At 48.6% G+C, this 16,069-nt stretch carries 16 protein-coding genes; 14 read left to right on the top strand and 2 right to left on the bottom strand.

Features of this window, described 5'->3' with window-relative positions; translation table 11 throughout:
• Positions 1-63: 63 nt before the first annotated feature.
• Positions 64-2,985: a CHASE domain-containing protein gene (locus MKJ04_RS03070; protein ID WP_241639266.1), complete on the bottom strand. Its 2,922-nt coding sequence runs from the start codon at positions 2,983-2,985 to the stop codon at positions 64-66.
• 405 nt (positions 2,986-3,390) lie between these two features.
• Between MKJ04_RS03070 and MKJ04_RS03065 the strand changes: the two genes are divergently transcribed.
• The 5 genes from MKJ04_RS03065 (at position 3,391) to MKJ04_RS03045 (ending at position 9,353) form a co-directional block, all read left to right on the top strand.
• The gene (locus MKJ04_RS03065; RefSeq protein ID WP_241639263.1) at positions 3,391-4,107 is read left to right on the top strand and encodes a hypothetical protein; all 717 of its coding nucleotides are present in this window, start codon (positions 3,391-3,393) and stop codon (positions 4,105-4,107) included.
• A gap of 195 nt (positions 4,108-4,302) precedes the next feature.
• On the top strand, positions 4,303-5,700 hold the full coding sequence (fumC, locus tag MKJ04_RS03060; protein WP_241639261.1) for a class II fumarate hydratase: 1,398 nt from the start codon (positions 4,303-4,305) through the stop codon (positions 5,698-5,700).
• Positions 5,701-6,073: 373 nt separating this feature from the next.
• Positions 6,074-7,519, top strand: a complete 1,446-nt coding sequence (locus MKJ04_RS03055) for a hypothetical protein (protein WP_241639259.1) — start codon at positions 6,074-6,076, stop codon at positions 7,517-7,519.
• Positions 7,520-7,769: 250 nt separating this feature from the next.
• Positions 7,770-8,711, top strand: a complete 942-nt coding sequence (locus MKJ04_RS03050) for a hypothetical protein (RefSeq protein ID WP_241639256.1) — start codon at positions 7,770-7,772, stop codon at positions 8,709-8,711.
• Between the two features lie 3 nt (positions 8,712-8,714).
• Positions 8,715-9,353: a hypothetical protein gene (locus MKJ04_RS03045; protein WP_241639253.1), complete on the top strand. Its 639-nt coding sequence runs from the start codon at positions 8,715-8,717 to the stop codon at positions 9,351-9,353.
• 176 nt (positions 9,354-9,529) lie between these two features.
• On the opposite strand, the gene MKJ04_RS03040 is transcribed toward MKJ04_RS03045, so the two are convergent.
• On the bottom strand, positions 9,530-9,841 hold the full coding sequence (locus MKJ04_RS03040; protein ID WP_241639250.1) for a winged helix-turn-helix transcriptional regulator: 312 nt from the start codon (positions 9,839-9,841) through the stop codon (positions 9,530-9,532).
• 122 nt (positions 9,842-9,963) lie between these two features.
• Between MKJ04_RS03040 and MKJ04_RS03035 the strand changes: the two genes are divergently transcribed.
• The 9 genes from MKJ04_RS03035 (at position 9,964) to MKJ04_RS02995 (ending at position 15,955) form a co-directional block, all read left to right on the top strand.
• On the top strand, positions 9,964-10,479 hold the full coding sequence (locus MKJ04_RS03035) for a VOC family protein (RefSeq protein ID WP_317246696.1): 516 nt from the start codon (positions 9,964-9,966) through the stop codon (positions 10,477-10,479).
• A gap of 34 nt (positions 10,480-10,513) precedes the next feature.
• Positions 10,514-10,834 carry a hypothetical protein gene (locus MKJ04_RS03030; RefSeq protein ID WP_241639247.1) on the top strand — a complete coding sequence of 107 codons (321 nt, stop codon included), beginning with the start codon at positions 10,514-10,516 and terminating at the stop codon, positions 10,832-10,834.
• A 360-nt stretch (positions 10,835-11,194) separates the two neighbouring features.
• Positions 11,195-11,824, top strand: coding sequence for a hypothetical protein (locus MKJ04_RS03025; protein WP_241639244.1), 630 nt, complete (start codon positions 11,195-11,197; stop codon positions 11,822-11,824).
• Between the two features lie 7 nt (positions 11,825-11,831).
• Positions 11,832-12,140, top strand: a complete 309-nt coding sequence (locus MKJ04_RS03020) for a transcriptional regulator (RefSeq protein WP_317246695.1) — start codon at positions 11,832-11,834, stop codon at positions 12,138-12,140.
• 188 nt (positions 12,141-12,328) lie between these two features.
• Positions 12,329-12,619 (top strand): hypothetical protein, encoded by a 291-nt coding sequence (locus MKJ04_RS03015; RefSeq protein ID WP_241639242.1) that lies wholly within the window; start codon positions 12,329-12,331, stop codon positions 12,617-12,619.
• Between the two features lie 11 nt (positions 12,620-12,630).
• Positions 12,631-13,875 carry a hypothetical protein gene (locus tag MKJ04_RS03010; RefSeq protein ID WP_241639241.1) on the top strand — a complete coding sequence of 415 codons (1,245 nt, stop codon included), beginning with the start codon at positions 12,631-12,633 and terminating at the stop codon, positions 13,873-13,875.
• Positions 13,876-14,175: 300 nt separating this feature from the next.
• Positions 14,176-15,153 carry a 23S rRNA (adenine(1618)-N(6))-methyltransferase RlmF gene (gene rlmF / locus MKJ04_RS03005; protein WP_241639240.1) on the top strand — a complete coding sequence of 326 codons (978 nt, stop codon included), beginning with the start codon at positions 14,176-14,178 and terminating at the stop codon, positions 15,151-15,153.
• Positions 15,154-15,245: 92 nt separating this feature from the next.
• On the top strand, positions 15,246-15,455 hold the full coding sequence (locus MKJ04_RS03000; RefSeq protein ID WP_241639518.1) for an alkylphosphonate utilization protein: 210 nt from the start codon (positions 15,246-15,248) through the stop codon (positions 15,453-15,455).
• Positions 15,456-15,559: 104 nt separating this feature from the next.
• Positions 15,560-15,955: a methionine-R-sulfoxide reductase gene (locus MKJ04_RS02995; protein WP_241639238.1), complete on the top strand. Its 396-nt coding sequence runs from the start codon at positions 15,560-15,562 to the stop codon at positions 15,953-15,955.
• Positions 15,956-16,069: the final 114 nt, after the last annotated feature.

Genomic DNA, 16,069 nt, shown 5'->3' with positions numbered 1-16,069 from the left:
AGACGCACAGCAGCGGATATTTTACTTCGATCAACTATGTTATACCTAACAGGAAGAAACGACTCAAAACACTGCCGCTACGGCCGCCTGCTTAAAATATACCCGGAACGTGGTGCCGGCCCCTTCCACACTCTCCACCTCAATCAGGCCGCCGTTGTTCTCGATAATGCGCTTTACGATGTATAAGCCGATGCCCGTGCCCTCTACGTGGCTGTGCAGGCGCTTGAACATGGTAAAGAGCTTGTGCTGCTGCTCCTTTTTTATACCCAGGCCGTTGTCCTGCACCTCCAGCACCACAAAGCCCGGCTGCTGGTATGTGGTGATGCGCACCTCCGGCTCCCGGTCCTCCGACCTGTACTTGATGGCGTTCGACACGAGGTTGTACAGGATGCTGCGCAGGTTTTTGCGGGCATACAGGATATCGGTCACTTCAAAGCTGGTCTTCAGCGTCACGCCAGACTCCCTGATCAGGCTGTCGATGTCGTTGGAGATGTCCTGCAGCGTGTTTTCAAACGACAGGGGCTCTACCTCCGACTGCATCTCTTTCTGCACCTTCGTAATCTCGGCCAGGTCGGAGATAGTGCCTTTGAGCTTGTTTACGGCCAGCTGCATCATATCAAGCACCTGTTCATCCTCCTCGTCCAGCTTGCCCTGCAGAATGTCGCGCAGCAGGCTGGCCAGCCCCTCCATGTTCGCGATCGGGGATTTGAGGTCGTGGGAAGCCGTGTACACAAAGTTGTCGAGGTCGTTGTTGATGCGGAGCAGCTCGTCGTTCTTTCCGCTCAGCTCGTCGTTAGCTGTCACGAGGCCCTTCCGCGCCCTCACCAGCTCGGTTACCTCCACGGCAAACACCAGCACCGCCTCCACCTTGCCCTCCCCGTCGAGCAGTGGCTGATACACCAGGTTAAAGTAGCCGTGCGCCAGCTCCCCGTTGTTGTGCCGGTCGAAGGTAGACGGCATTTCGTTGCCCACAAAGGGTTTGCCCGATGCGATCACGCGCTCCAGGCGCTTGAAAAACCCGGCCCCCTCTTCTTTGGTATGGGCCTCGTAAATAGACTTGCCCACCAGCGGGCGGTTGCCATACAGCTGGCGGTACTGCGGGTTTGCCAGCACATACTGAAAGTCTGAGGCCCGGATAAGGCCCACTACGGAGGGCACCTCCAAGAACAGCTTCTGGAGCAGCTCGGCGTTCTGCTTTATTTTTTGCTCGGCCTCCTTAATCTCGGTGATATCGATGATGGAGCCGATGTGCCCCAGAAACTCGCCATTTATGTTAAAGCGGGGCATGGCCGTGTTCATGGTCCAGCGCAGCTTTCCGTCGCGGCCCCGCATGCGCATCTCTATCTTAAAGCTGCCGTGTTCCTCCACAGCCTTCTTAAACACCTCACTGTAGGCCGCCAGATACTTGGGGTCCATCACACCCTGCCACCCAAGGTGAATACTTTTCTCAAAGGAAATGCCCGAGAAGTCGATCCACTGCTTGTTCACATAGACGCACTTACCCATTGGGTCGCCCACCCATATCATCACAGGGGCATTGTCGGCCATCGTCCTGAAGCGCGCCTCGCTTTCTACGATCGCTTGCTGCGCCTGTTTCTCCTCGGTGATGTCGCGTACCTCGATAATGGCGTAGGTGCCCGCCCCGCTGTCTTCTATGGGCTGCACACTGCACGAAACGGTAAAGAAGGTCCCGTCCTTCCGGATAAAGACGTCTTCGTAGGATCGCATGGGCTCTTTAATGGCAAGCGATGTCCGGATCACGCACTCCTCGGCAGGGAAGTCAGACCCGTCGGGGTGTTTGTAATGGATGACGTCGTGCAGCGTCTTCTCCTCCATGTCCTCGAGGGTATAGCCCGTCATCTCCTCGGCAGCCGGGTTCATGAAGGTGCAAAACCCCTCCGAGTCGATGATAAAAAGGGCTGCCGTGGCGTTGTCGGTGATGGTCTGCTTCAGGCGGTTGGAGCGCCGCGTGTTGGACAGCGACCAGATGATGAAAGCCATCAGCATGCTGATGATGCCGCCGCCCATCAGGATAAAGTAGGGCAACTCCGAATCGGCCGTCTTGCCAAACTCCGGCGAAGCCGTGATGTAGAGCCGCCAGGTATGGTTGCCGATGCTGATGGTGCTTAGCTTATGGAAGTCCCGGTCGTGTTCGGTGCGGTAGCGCAGCGTGGAGTCTGTGTTGTAGAGCAGCGACTCTGGCGTGAGGCTGGTACCGTCGTACAACTCAATATCGATGTCGCTGTAATTTTGCTGCAGGATAGAGGTCATCAGGTCGGCGGCGCGGAACGGGCTGTAGACGTAGCCCCTGATTTGCTGCTGCCGGCCCTGGATCGTGCTTATGTCGGCGCCGTTTTTATACACCGGGAGGTATATCAGGAACCCGGCCTGCCCGTTCTCCCCAACCTCCTGCACCAAACGCACCTTCCCCGACATGGCCGGCATCTTGGTGTCGCGGGCAATGCGCATGGCCGACCGGCGGGTGCTCTCACTGAACATGTCGTAGCCGAATGCCCGCAGGTTCAGGCCCGTAAAGGGCTCCAGGTAGGTGATGGGGGTATAAAGCTTGCGGTTTCCCTCCGGTATAACGTGGTACTCCCGGAAGCCCTCTGCCTGTATTCTCCGCTCATGCTTTGCCATCTCCGAGGGCTTGACCACTTGCGCATACCCGATCCCTTGTATACCGGGGTAGTTTTTTTCGATACCGAGGGAGCTGTAGTAAGCCTTCCAGGCAACACGGTCTACGGTGTCGGAGGCCACGAAGAAGGCCTTTGCGCCGATAAGCACCTGTATGTAGTTATACATACGCCGCTCAATGGAAGAGGTAGCCTGGTTGGCGCGCATGGTGAAGGCCCGCTCGCTGCGCTCCTCGGTCTTTTTCTTCGTCTCTGAATAGATGAACAGGGTAAGCAGAAAAATAAGAAGAAAAGAGAAAACAGCAATGTAATAGTCTCTTACAAAACGGGTTATCCTGGCTACTTTCATTTACTACGGTATTATGTTGCGGCCCTGAAACAGGAGAAAAGCGCGTTTACCTAAATTTGCAAATTCGCTGTGGGCTGCTTCTCCTTGTTTCTCAAATGTACAACCCAACAGGCCTGACAGCCTGAAGGGTCGGCAATAAAATTGTGCGTTAAAGCATGCTGTATCTTTGCAAAGGTACAGCAAAACCAGTAAATTCCTTTCATTTACAAAACATAATATAAATACATAACCCACTAACTATCAGCATTAAAGCAAAATATTCCCGTAATTTATCAGCGCACCGAAATATCGGGGGCGCTTTTTATTATCCTACTGCACAGGGTCGGGGCGTTTCCGGTGCCGCGCGGCTTTATTTGTCGGAAATTGGGGATACCGTGTTAACTTTGTGGCACCAAATCATACCCTATGCTGGAGATTATCAAAAGTTTGCTGATTGCCTTTTTTGCGGTGGCCGTACTGCTGCCGGTTGTCCGTTACGCGTTGCGCAGGCTGTCGCCGGCATACAAGGGCGCCCCCCTCACGGCAGCGGAGCAGAAGTACATGCAGAAGCAGGAACTGAAGCTGACGGTGGTCTACTTCATCTTCGCCTGTGTGCTCTCCGTGTTCAGTGCGGGCACGCTGGCGCTTGTCTCCAGCATCATCCACCACTCCTCGGCGCACCTCCATACCCTTACCCCTAACTTCAGGGCCTTTTTCGCGCCGGGCCTGCTGTTGGGCCTCACGCTGGCCGGGCTGCCCCTGCGGTGGGTGCAGCCCACGTTCCTGAGCCACGACTACGACCTCTATAAGACCTATACCAGCCATCTGGAGGGCTTGCACTCGAACCGGATCTATAACCTGCTGCTCGCGGTGATGCTGGTGATTTCGGGGGTGGTGACCTGGTATGCGCTGCAGTGGCACGTAACCATTGGCGAGGAGAAAATGGAGGTGACAAACCTGCTGCTGAAGCAACGCACCTACAACCTGCGCGACATCCAGCGGATCCAATACCTGGGGGCTGACGGCGAGTACCTGATCTCGTTTAACGACCAGACCAACATCAACACCACCTACCTTAAGCCTGTTACGCTGGAGATGATCGCGCTGCTCTCCGCCAAGTCGGGGAAGCGGGTGATCCGATAGGGTATAAAGCCATTCTGCCGGATGTCCGTATGATAGAAGGCAGCAGGGGAGCGGGCACGCCCGGCGCAGGAGCAGTTTTATACCCCCTGGGGCCAGCCAAAAAGCAAAAGTCTTGTGCGGTAGGCCTTGATACTTGTGCCGCATTCCTTAGTTTTGCCACAGACACATGTTCCTTTAATCAATAGATAAAACGATATGCAAGTTCGTGTAGAAAAAGACACCATGGGCCCGATAGAGGTGCCCGCAGACAAATACTGGGGCGCGCAGACACAGCGCTCAAAGGAAAACTTCACCATCGGCGGCCAGACCATGCCGAAGGAAGTGATCGAGGCGTTTGCGATACTGAAAAAAGCGGCGGCCCAGGCCAATGCGCAACTGGGCGTGCTGGCCCAGGACAAAGCCGACATCATCAGTGAGGTATGCGACGAGATTCTGGCGGGCAAACTGGAGGGCGAGTTCCCGCTGGTGGTATGGCAAACGGGCTCGGGCACGCAGTCGAACATGAACGTGAACGAAGTGGTGGCCAACCGCGCGCACGTGCTGCTGGGCGGCGACCTGATGGACGAGAAAAAGAAGATTCACCCGAACGACGACGTGAACAAGTCGCAGTCGTCGAACGATACCTTCCCGACCGCCATGCACATTGCGGGCTACAAGAAAGTGGTGGAGCATACCTTGCCGATGGTGCAGAAACTGCGCGACACGCTGCACGCCAAGTCGGAGGAGTTTATGGATGTGGTGAAGATCGGCCGCACGCACCTGATGGATGCCACGCCGCTCACGCTGGGCCAGGAGCTTTCGGGCTACGTAGCGCAGCTGGATTACGGCATGAAGGCGCTTCGCAACACGCTGGCACACCTCAGCACCCTTGCACTGGGTGGCTCTGCGGTAGGTACCGGCCTGAACACGCCTGAAGGATATGCAGAACTGGTAGCCGAGAAGATATCGGAGTATGCCGGGCAGGAGTTCATTACAGCACCCAACAAGTTTGAGGCCCTGGCCGCACACGATGCGATGGTAGAAACCTCTGGCGCCCTGAAGCAACTGGCCGTAAGCCTGATGAAGATCGCCAACGATATCCGTTTGCTGGCCTCAGGCCCACGCTCTGGTATCTCAGAGATCCTTATCCCGGAGAACGAGCCGGGCTCTTCCATCATGCCGGGCAAGGTAAACCCAACGCAGGCCGAGGCCATGACGATGGTATGCGCCCAGGTGATCGGCAACGACGTGGCCATTTCGGTAGGAGGTATGAACGGCCATTTCGAGCTGAATGTGTTTAAGCCGGTGATGATCTACAACCTGCTGATGAGCGCCCAGCTGATCGGCGACGCCTGCGACTCTTTCGACAAGCACTGTGCCGTAGGCATCGAGCCAAACACCGACAGAATCAAGGAGAACCTGGAGAACTCGCTGATGCTGGTAACGGCCCTGAACACCCACATCGGGTACGACAACGCTGCCAAAATTGCGAAGAAAGCGCACAAGGAAGGCACTACGCTCCGTAAAGCCGCCATCGAGCTGGGCCTGCTCACCAACGAGCAGTACGACGAGTGGGTGAAGCCAGAAGATATGATCGGCAGCTTGAAGAAGTAGACGCTGGATTTAAGACATTAGACACAAGACTTTTGCAAAAACAAGACGTTAGATTTTAGACATTAGACACAAGACTTTTGTCTCAGCAGTAATCCAAAAAGCAGTTCTCGTTGGGGCTGCTTTTTTGTTTTCAACCGTTAAACATTAGTTTTTAGTCTATATACTTAAAAAGGCATATTTGATTCGGGGTTTTTAGTATTTTGCATAGCTACTCTATCAAGTAACACTCAAGTAACACTGGCACACCTATGCTGACTAAAAACCTAAACCTTAGCACCTTAAGATTTGTCTTTAGCGCCTTTATGCTTTTTTTGCTGAGTGCTTCTGCCATAGCGCAAGACAGGGTCTTGGTGCATGAGTTTAAACTCGATAATTGGTCGATAGAATCAGTGCCGGAGAATGGCAGATTCCTGACAGACAGCGCCTTTACCGCACCTTTGTTCGAGCTACTGGAAAAGGCATACGCTCGAAATTAGGGGACCTGCCAATAGACTATTATTCCGGGAAGCAGATTGATATGGTTAGCCCTGAGATTGACCCTTATTTGGATGCTAAAACCCGGAATAAAGAACGGGACTTTAAGATGAGGGAATATTATGACCGATTCAGAAAAAAGAATCGAAAAAGCCACCGGTACCTAGTTACAGTATATGCGGAGTTTTTAAAGCTGCCTATCTGGGAAAATCAGGAAAATGTAAAGTTCAGGCTAAAGGTAAAAATTAAGGAGAACGGTGAAGGGGAGGTATTCTCAGAGAAAGAAAGATATACGTATTATCTCCAGAACCCTGACTCGCTCCAGCAAGACCAGAACCCCCAGTCTTTTGCCATTTACCAGAACTTTCCCCTTAACAAAGACGAGGTACAGCAAGCCTATCTCAACGGGCTGGAGCAGATTTTCTTTGGAAAAGTAACTCCCAAAAAGCAGTATGTATACAGGTCTGCCTATGACGGCTATAACGACTTCATCGACAGAGCAGAGCGAAAGTATAGCCTGTCTGTGCCTGTTACTTACGGGTACGCCACACTCAGCAATGCGAAGTACAGCATCCTGGGGGTAAATGTAATGGCAGGTAAGTCCAAACATTCTGCTATGGTTGCCGGAGAGCTATCCGAATCCTTAAGAGGGCTTGTGTTCATGAGCGAAAACAGGTTTAGCGGGCTTGCAGATATGGACATTACGTTGCCATCAGGTTCCGGCTACCGTCAGTTTACCAGAACCCTTTCGCTTAGCTCTGAGCTTTTTCCTACTCCTTATAAGAACTATACTTTAAAAGGGTTTATTCAGGAAGCCACCACGCTAGGCTTTACAATTAGGCACACATACGCTAATACCTTTAAACTAGACCTGTATGACGAGTACAGGGAATTGAAGTCTGACTTGCTGTTTTACGACCTGGGCGTCGATGGGCTTGACGAGAGGACAGAGACACATGGAAGAGGTGTTGCCATGGGACCTATCGCCTACAACAAATTTGAAGGTTCCAGAAGCCTACAAAAGATACTTCGTAACTATGGCCGCATCTATACCCCCTATATCAAGACAGAGGGGAAGATGCTCGGGAAGCAATTCGCGATGATCACGAACCCTGAATGCATGAATAATGTGGAGATCTATTACGACGATGAAATGGTTGGCCTGATCACGCATGCTAAGCCAACAAAGAAGCAGTTAAAAAAGAAGAAGAATTTTATCCCGCACATGCTTTATCTGGCGGGAGGGCTTACAGCAGAAGAGGAAGCCTTGATTCTGCAAAACTTCCAGTCGATGCGGGTTGGCTATGCGATGAACAGCCTGCAGCGCACTGACAAGATGAAGTAAGGCGCTAGAGGTTAGACTGGTGTTAGAGGACTTAGGAAAAGCAGCTCTGTTTTGGGCTGCTTTTTTTATTGATCAACATACAATTAGCTTTGCTATATTAGGCTATATTGTATTTTATTTCTTTATTTGAAGAAATAAAATAAATGTAATGATATCCCTAATAATTTATACCGATTAGCAAAATCGGCACGTATGACATTATACGTTTGAAAAATTTTTGAATGATATACAGCTGTTTAACCAAATCATTTTGCTAGACAAATTAGAAATAGCGCTAACAGAGGCTAACAATGAAGTTGTAAGCTTAAGGTCAATGTCTGTAGAAGCTATTGAATCGTTTTTGATTGCAGTATCTGCCTTAAAAACTATTGCAGTTTCTATAGTTCATGATGAAAGATTAAATTTTTCAATCTCAGAGGGGTCTGCACAATGTGAGTTAGAAGCTTCAGAAGAGGTATTGGCATCAATATATAAAGAATTAGATAATGCAATTAAAGGAAATAGTACTGATAAACAAGTAGCAGGAAATCTAAGGAGTATCCAAGATCAAATTAAGAGAGAGAGTTATAAATACCGCTTTCTATATAAGCGAAATCAACAGCCTCCCATAAACCTTCAAGTTCGACTTGCTGAATCAAAAAGAATCTCTCTTAAGAGAAGTAAAAATAAATACAATTATAAATTAAAAGTCATAAGAGGATTTTTAAATCAGATTGGAGGTAACAAGCCGAACTATCACTTTGATTACGGCTCAGGTCAAAGTATTACCATTGAGTGCACTATAGAACAAGCTATTGAAGTAAATAGGTATTTGTACAAAGAAATAGAAAGCCTAGTTCTTTGTAAGGAATGGTCTATTGAAGACAAGAAAGATGAGTATTTTCATAAAGCTATTGTATCTCCCAACATTGCTCGTAGTCTAAAACTATACTTGGATTTATATTATAAAGAACAGGATATAATTTCTAAACTTACAAGGACTTATGATTTTGTAGATAAGATGTTTGCTGAAAGTGAAGAAGGCAAGTTAACAGTCTTGTACTTACTTCTCGGTTTCAATGATTTAAAATTTCATTTGAGTGAAATAAAAACTGCCTTAGTAATTTCAAAGCCATTCAGAAATGATAATTTGATGGAAAATGCAAGACGATCATTATTAGAAACTTATAACTCAAAAATAGAAAAGGTGTAGCTAATGTTTGAAGTAGTAAGATCTTTATTTGAATCTGATAGAAAAACGAATTTTGTTGCACTTGGTACTATGCAGAATGATAGCAACTCATATCATTCTGCATTTGTTATCCAGTATGATAAGAATTTATCAGAGTTTCACTACACAGGATCGTCAATAGAGTTAGAGGGTATAAATCATGATTATTATCATAAAATAACAAATACAATTCATCCTGATGAAGTACCATCATTTATTGCCCAATGTCTAAATATAATAAAGAAAGCCAATCCAAAGTATGGCTACTTTTATGCTGGAGAAAGCTATAATAGTGATGGCATACATTTTAGCAATAATGACTTAGGGCAAAGAATGACATGTGTAGGTTTCTGCTTAAATGTACTAAAAGGTTTTCTTGAAGAAGATTATATTGAATATTCAGATTGGGAAGAAAATTCTCATGACGAAGAGAATTATTTGGAAAAATTTTGTGCCAGAAATGGTATAAGTCCTGAAAAAGTTGCGCCATTTCATAGAAGAATAACCCCTAAAGAAATATTAGCATCAGGCTTTTTTGTTAGCACGCCAATCAAAAAAAGTCAAATTGACGCAAAATTAAGTGAATTACAGGAAAAGTTTAATAGTATATTTTCAACTCAGTAAAATACAACGCCCCATCCCGCAAGTTTAGCGGCAGCGTAACTTGTGGGTATACATTGCAGCCAGTTTTTAACTGGCATTCTCGTAACTATACTTTCGCGAGTTGAAAACTTGCTTTCATACGTCCCTACAAGTTACCGCTGCGCTCAAACTTGCAGGACACGAGGAATTTATACCTGTTAAATACGCGCTGCCATTTCAGTTCCCCAGGCATCCAAACTGAGCAGAATTGCTTCCAGCGATTTTCCGGTTTCAGTTAGCTCATACTCTACCTTCGGCGGAACCTCAGGAAATACCTTTCTGCTAATGAGGCCATCCTTTTCTAATTCTCTCACTGTTTGGGTAAACATTTTATTGGAAATCTCCGGAACACTCTCCTTTAGCACCCCAGATCGTAACGGGCCTTTAAGCAAGTGAAATAAAATCAGCGGCTTCCATTTAGTGCCAATCAGGTTCATGGTATAGTGGAGCGGGCAATCTTCTTGACGCATATCTTTTTCTGTAATCAACTCATTATCAACAAATAACTCCGTTAGTAACCTAAAGCACTTTTAAGTAAGTTATTGTATAAGAGTTTAATATACTGCTATTTTGAGCACTTAATACTTGAATTATGATGAGAACGCAAGAAAATTACCCGAGATCATTTTCCCATATCGGACTGACTGTACCAGATATAAAAAAGGCCGTTGAATTTTATGCTGATGTGATGGGCTGGTATGTCATAATGGAACCATCCACGGTGAAAAAGGAAAGAGAGACTGCCATTGGGCAGATGTGTATCGATGTTTTCGGGGAAGACTGGGAGGAGTTTGAAATCGCGCACATGGCTACTTCCGAGGGCATCGGCATCGAGCTGTTTTCATTTCCGCATGGCATTAAGGAAGCCCCAGCCTTCAATCCTTTCAACACCGGCCTTTTCCATTTCTGTATACAGGACCCAAACATTGAAGCACTGCTTGCCAAAATCGTGGCTTCAGGAGGCAAACAACGCATGCCGATCAGGGAATACTACCCTAAGGAAAAGCCTTACAAAATGTGCTATGTAGAAGACCCGTTCGGAATCGTTTTTGAGATTTACACGCATAGTTATGAGTTAACGTACTCTTCCGGGGCGTATGCCAAGTAAATCTTTGTAGCTTGTAACAGCTAACAGCACTAACATGACAGACCCTCACATTGATTTCGCGCATATACCCTGGGAAAAACCCGCTACCGGCGTGGCCCAGAAAATTTATACCGATGGCAAAAACAGAATGCGGCTGCTGCGGTTCTCAGATGATTTTGTGGAGGAGGAGTGGTGCGCAAAGGGCCATGTGGGGTATGTGCTGGACGGCGAAATGGACATCGATTTTAACGGCACACGCCAGCATTACAAAAAAGGGGATGGACTATGGATCGGGAAAGGAGAGGCCGCCAGGCATAAGGTTATGATCGAAAGGGGGAAGTTTATCGAGCTCATCTTATTCGAGTCAGAAGCCTAAAGGTTAAGGCTAATCGGTTTATTGCGTATCCTGTCTTATTCTCTTGCCGCCTACAACCAATTACCTTCTCAGGAAAAGGGCCGTTTCATTCAAACTATACCAGAGTCAAACCTATCTGTCATTCTGTAAAGAAACTTGGTAGAAGGGAGGCTAAGCTGATGCTACTAGCTACCAAAATCCTTTCAAGATGACAAAAGTAGTAGAATGAATCAGCCCTCTTCTCAGGAAAAGGAAGCCCATCATATGGCCGCAACCGTCAGCTTTTTTTAACTATCTTTTTTAAAAACGACCAAATATTTTATGCTAACTATTCGACTTTACGTAAAGCTTTATTAACTTTGAAACTCAAAGTACTTTAACATGAGTCAGCAGCAAGAACAGTTAGCCACCCTGCACGAGATCCGTAACATCATGGATCGTTCTTCCCGGTTTATCTCGCTCAGCGGGCTTTCAGGGGTAGCCGCCGGAGTTTCGGCGCTTATAGGTGCGGCTGTTGTAAAATGGTACCTGGTTACGCATACCATAAACTACAAGCAGGGCGTAGGCGTAGGCCTTAACCTGACAAGAGAATCCATCTTGTTTCTGATTTCGGTGGCCGCACTTGTGTTTATACTTGCACTTTGTTCGGCTATTTATTTTACCACACGCAACGCCCGCAAATCCAACCATCGGGTTTGGGACAGCAAGACGGAAAGGATGCTGGTAAACCTGTTTATACCGTTGGCGGCAGGCGGCATTTTTTGCGCAGTACTGATCTACCACAACCTGCCATACCTGGTCGCGCCAGCAATGCTTATTTTTTATGGTTGCGCTTTATTAAATGCCAGCAAGTATACCCTAAACGATATCCGGTATCTGGGCATATTCGAAATTATACTTGGCTTGCTTGCCAGCTTTTTTGTGGGGTATGGTTTATTGGCCTGGACAGTGGGTTTTGGGGTGCTGCACATCGTGTATGGCACGCTGGTGTATTTCAAATACGAACGCTAGCACGCCCGTGAAAGAGTATCTCGGAAATATAAATAAAGCCTTCGAAAGCAGGGCACGCTTAGGCATTATGTCGGTGCTGATGGTGGAAGAGAAGGTAGACTTTAACACCCTGAAAGACACGCTGCAACTTACAGACGGAAACCTGGCCAGCCACCTTCGCGCATTGGAAGAAGCAGAATACCTGCGCGTAGAAAAGCAGTTTGTAGGCCGTAAACCAAACACGACTTATTATGCCAGCGAGACTGGCCGCGAGGCGTTCAACAGCCATTTAAATGCACTGGAGCAGCTTATTTTAAGTAACAGGAAATACAAATGATATTTTTTTATACCTAAACTTTGCATTTCAAAGTACTTTAAAAAACATCTTTTAAATGCTTGATTCCGCCTATACCTGAATCATTTATAACAAAACAATAATAGCCAACTTATTCGAAAAGACAGGAGGATTGATTTATAACACACCAATTACCATACATATAACCGTCAATTATAAACAGAAAAATTATGATTATGCAAACCAAAAGACTTATCGCCATTGAGCTCGGAGCAGCGCTTCTATTGCTTATTCCTCTAACAGCGATGCAGTTCACGGATGAGGTGACCTGGACGCTGTCTGATTTTGTGGTCATGGGTGTCCTGCTGCTCGGCACTGGCCTTGTGTGTGAGCTTGTATTGAGGACGGTACACAACAAGGACTACCGGATTGGCATTATTGCAGTCGTGCTGGTCGCGCTCTTCCTTATTTGGGCAGAACTCGCCGTCGGCATCTTCGGGACACCGTTTGCCGGCAGTTAGACAGTAAAGCCATGAAAGACGAAATACGCGCCCATCTAAATGAACCCGGCCACCTTGAAAAGCTATACCGCGGCAACAAAGTGCCTTTCAAGCGGGAGTTCATCGCCCTCTATCCGGAACTGAAGGGCAACGCACTCGCTGATTTCTGGAACGAAAGGCTGAGTTATGAAACGGATGAGATTAACTGGGGAACGGGCAGGGAGTTATTATTTGTGGTTCTTGCCGGGCTCGTGGCAGGCTTTATTGCCAAAATACCGGGCATGTTCCCGATCGACGAACTTTTCTTTTATCCCAGAAATGCAGGCTTCATCTTTCTGCCACTCCTGACGGCTTACTTCGCCTGGAAAAACAACCTGCACCCAAAGCACATAGCGGTGATCTGTGCGGTACTGCTAGTTTCGCTTGTCTATATCAACGCCCTGCCAGATTCCACTAAAAGCGACACGTTGCTACTGGCCTGTATCCACTTGCCTTTGCTGCTATGGGTACTGTTGGGCGCTGCTTTTGTAGGAAACAACCTAACAGACACTGACAAACGCCTCGAGTTTTTAAGGTATAACGGCGACCTGATTGTGATGACAACGCTTATCCTGATCGCCGGTGGTATAATGACAGGGCTCACGATCGGACTATTCTCGTTGATCGGCTTTCAGATTGAGAAGTTTTATTTCGAATACATTGGCGTTTTCGGGCTGGCTTCAGCGCCTATCGTTGGCACGTACCTGACCCAGACCAATCCGCAGCTAGTGAATAAGGTCTCGCCGGTAATCGCCAAAATCTTTAGCCCGCTGGTATTGATAATGCTTGTCGTTTACCTAGTCGCCATCTACTACTCTGGCAAAGACCCTTACAACGACCGGGAGTTCCTGATTATCTTCAATTTACTGCTGATCGGGGTGATGGCCATTGTTTTCTTTTCGGTGGCAGAAAGCGCCAAAACAACCGGAAACACCACAGCCACCTGGGTGCTTTTCCTTTTATCAGCGGTAACTATACTTGTAAATGGCATTGCGCTGTCAGCTATTGTATTCAGGATATCGGAATGGGGCATTACGCCAAACAGGCTGGCTGTGCTGGGCGGCAATTTGCTGATGCTGCTGAACCTGCTCTTTATAGCCTTCCTGCTTTTCCGGTCTCTCACAAACAAATCTGATATTGCAGCCGTTGGCAGATCTATTGCCACATTTCTGCCTGTTTATAGCATTTGGGCTATGGTCGTGGTCTTTTTATTCCCGGTGATTTTTGGCTTTAAGTAACCCCTGCAGGAAATTTGAAGTGCTTGTACCAGCAAAACAAAGACTGTTTATGGCGCAAGCGTCCGCTTGTGCCTTCTCATGCAATCTTACCTGCACATCACATGGAGGCACAAGCGGACGCTTGCGCCAGTGTTTGTAGACACACCCTGAACGTTGCTGTATACCCATGCTTCTCCAGCAAAGCTGTTTGAAAAGTTGGTTGGGCGGGGTTTGGGGTATGGCAGACTGCTGAGGCCAACATACCCACAAGCGCATTTTGTGGCTTTACTTGGAGCAACTTTGTAACTTGCCATTCGATATATGGCGCATCAGAAGAAATCATACCCGAAAGAAAAAGCTGGTTTACACCCCAGAAACAGGCACCGGGAACGCTACGATTTCCCGAAACTCATAAAGAGCTGCCCCGCGTTAGGCCCTTTCGTGACGGTGAATGCCTATAACGATGCCTCCGTTAATTTCTTCGACCCGCAGGCGGTAAAAACACTCAACAAAGCCCTTTTGGCGCACTTCTATGGCGTCAAACACTGGGACATACCAGCGGGCTACCTGTGTCCGCCCATCCCCGGCAGGGCCGATTACATCCACCACGTGGCCGACTTACTGGGCAGCGCCAACAAGGGTATGATTCCGGAGGGCCGCGGCATCACGTGCCTCGATGTGGGCGTGGGCGCAAGCTGTGTATACCCCATCATCGGTAACCGGGAGTATGGCTGGTCGTTTATCGGGGCAGACATCGACCCGGTCTCCATCGCCTCTTCACAGAGAATTATTGACGCCAACCCGACCCTGAAAAGCAGCGTGAAATTGCGGTTGCAGCAGAACCCCAAGGACATTTTCCGGGGCATGCTACAGCCCGGCGAGCGCATCGACCTGACGGTTTGTAACCCACCCTTCCATGCGTCGCTGGCAGAGGCGCAGGCAGGCTCACTGCGCAAACTGGGCAACCTTCAGCAAAAGAAAACCGCAAAGCCAGTGCTGAACTTTGGCGGCCAGAAAGCTGAGTTGTGGTGCGCAGGCGGGGAGAGCCGCTTTGTGAACGACATGATTTACCAGAGCAAGCAATTCGCCGCTTCCTGCCTCTGGTTCTCCACCCTCATCTCGAAACAAACCAACCTGAAAGGAGCCTACAACGCCCTGACAAAAGCGGGTGCCGCAGACGTGAGAACCATACCAATGGCCCACGGCAACAAGATCAGCCGCATCGTGGCCTGGACCTTTCTCTCGCCGGAACAGCAGCAAGCCTGGATAAGCGCCAAGTGGCGCAAACCGACCCAATAGCGCCGCCCTACCTGACCAGAGAACCATAAGAAAGCTGCTGAGTCTCCCTTTCCTCTAAAAACGGTATATTTGGCTTACTAACAATCAAAATGATGGATACAAAAGACAGCAACGGCAACGTGCTGCAGGATGGCGACTCCGTGCACGTGGTAAAGGATTTGAAAGTAAAGGGGATGACAACCATTTTAAAGCGCGGCAACGTGGTCAAGAACATTCGCCTGACGGGCAGCCTGAATGAGGTGGAGTGTCGTGTGGGCAAAAGCACCGTGGTGCTAAAGACTGAGTTTCTGAAAAAGGCATAGGCACCCGCTGCGCCGTTTCTGTTGCGCCATGTTGTTTTGGCAAACCCTTAGGGCCGTTTGCCGGTTTATACAGGTAAATAGCATCAGCATAAAACATGAAATCCATGAAAATAGCGAAAGACCCATCCGAATACAACAAACTTACTCCAGAGGAGGCCCGCATTATTGTAAACAAAGGCACCGAGCGTCCGGGTACAGGGGAGTATGAGTATAACAAAGCAGAGGGGGTATACCTGTGCAGGCGTTGTAACAACCCGCTGTATACCTCAGAGTACAAGTTTGAGTCGCACTGCGGCTGGCCAAGCTTTGATGACGAGATAACCGGTGCCGTGAAGCGCGTGCCGGATGCCGACGGCAGCCGCACCGAGATAGTTTGCGCCAACTGCGGCGCGCACCTGGGCCACATGTTTGAAGGAGAGTACCTGACACCCAAAAACGTGCGCCACTGCGTAAACTCGCTGTCGATGAAATTTGTGCCTGTGTCAGATCTGGAGAAGTAAACCCGGAAAGAAAGCAGATGTGGAAACGCGTCTGTTTTCTTTTTGGCCTGGCACCTGCGGCAGCCGCAGCGTGGAAAGGAGGGAGCACAGCGCTGAGCAGGAAATCCCAGCTTA

Source organism: Pontibacter sp. E15-1 (assembly GCF_022601975.1).
Taxonomy (GTDB): domain Bacteria; phylum Bacteroidota; class Bacteroidia; order Cytophagales; family Hymenobacteraceae; genus Pontibacter.
The sequence above is the reverse complement of the archived record's forward strand: the minus strand, read 5'-3'. Positions and strand labels throughout refer to the sequence as shown.

What these genes read in the sequence shown, in the direction of transcription:
- MKJ04_RS03070 (WP_241639266.1), bottom strand. Translation starts at nt 2,985, where the DNA reads ATGAAAGTAGCCAGGATAACCCGTTTTGTAAGAGACTATTACATTGCT.
- MKJ04_RS03065 (WP_241639263.1), top strand. Translation starts at nt 3,391, where the DNA reads ATGCTGGAGATTATCAAAAGTTTGCTGATTGCCTTTTTTGCGGTGGCC.
- fumC (WP_241639261.1), top strand. Translation starts at nt 4,303, where the DNA reads ATGCAAGTTCGTGTAGAAAAAGACACCATGGGCCCGATAGAGGTGCCC.
- MKJ04_RS03045 (WP_241639253.1), top strand. Translation starts at nt 8,715, where the DNA reads ATGTTTGAAGTAGTAAGATCTTTATTTGAATCTGATAGAAAAACGAAT.
- MKJ04_RS03040 (WP_241639250.1), bottom strand. Translation starts at nt 9,841, where the DNA reads ATGCGTCAAGAAGATTGCCCGCTCCACTATACCATGAACCTGATTGGC.
- MKJ04_RS03035 (WP_317246696.1), top strand. Translation starts at nt 9,964, where the DNA reads ATGATGAGAACGCAAGAAAATTACCCGAGATCATTTTCCCATATCGGA.
- MKJ04_RS03030 (WP_241639247.1), top strand. Translation starts at nt 10,514, where the DNA reads ATGACAGACCCTCACATTGATTTCGCGCATATACCCTGGGAAAAACCC.
- MKJ04_RS03025 (WP_241639244.1), top strand. Translation starts at nt 11,195, where the DNA reads ATGAGTCAGCAGCAAGAACAGTTAGCCACCCTGCACGAGATCCGTAAC.
- MKJ04_RS03015 (WP_241639242.1), top strand. Translation starts at nt 12,329, where the DNA reads ATGATTATGCAAACCAAAAGACTTATCGCCATTGAGCTCGGAGCAGCG.
- MKJ04_RS03010 (WP_241639241.1), top strand. Translation starts at nt 12,631, where the DNA reads ATGAAAGACGAAATACGCGCCCATCTAAATGAACCCGGCCACCTTGAA.
- rlmF (WP_241639240.1), top strand. Translation starts at nt 14,176, where the DNA reads ATGGCGCATCAGAAGAAATCATACCCGAAAGAAAAAGCTGGTTTACAC.
- MKJ04_RS03000 (WP_241639518.1), top strand. Translation starts at nt 15,246, where the DNA reads ATGGATACAAAAGACAGCAACGGCAACGTGCTGCAGGATGGCGACTCC.
- MKJ04_RS02995 (WP_241639238.1), top strand. Translation starts at nt 15,560, where the DNA reads ATGAAAATAGCGAAAGACCCATCCGAATACAACAAACTTACTCCAGAG.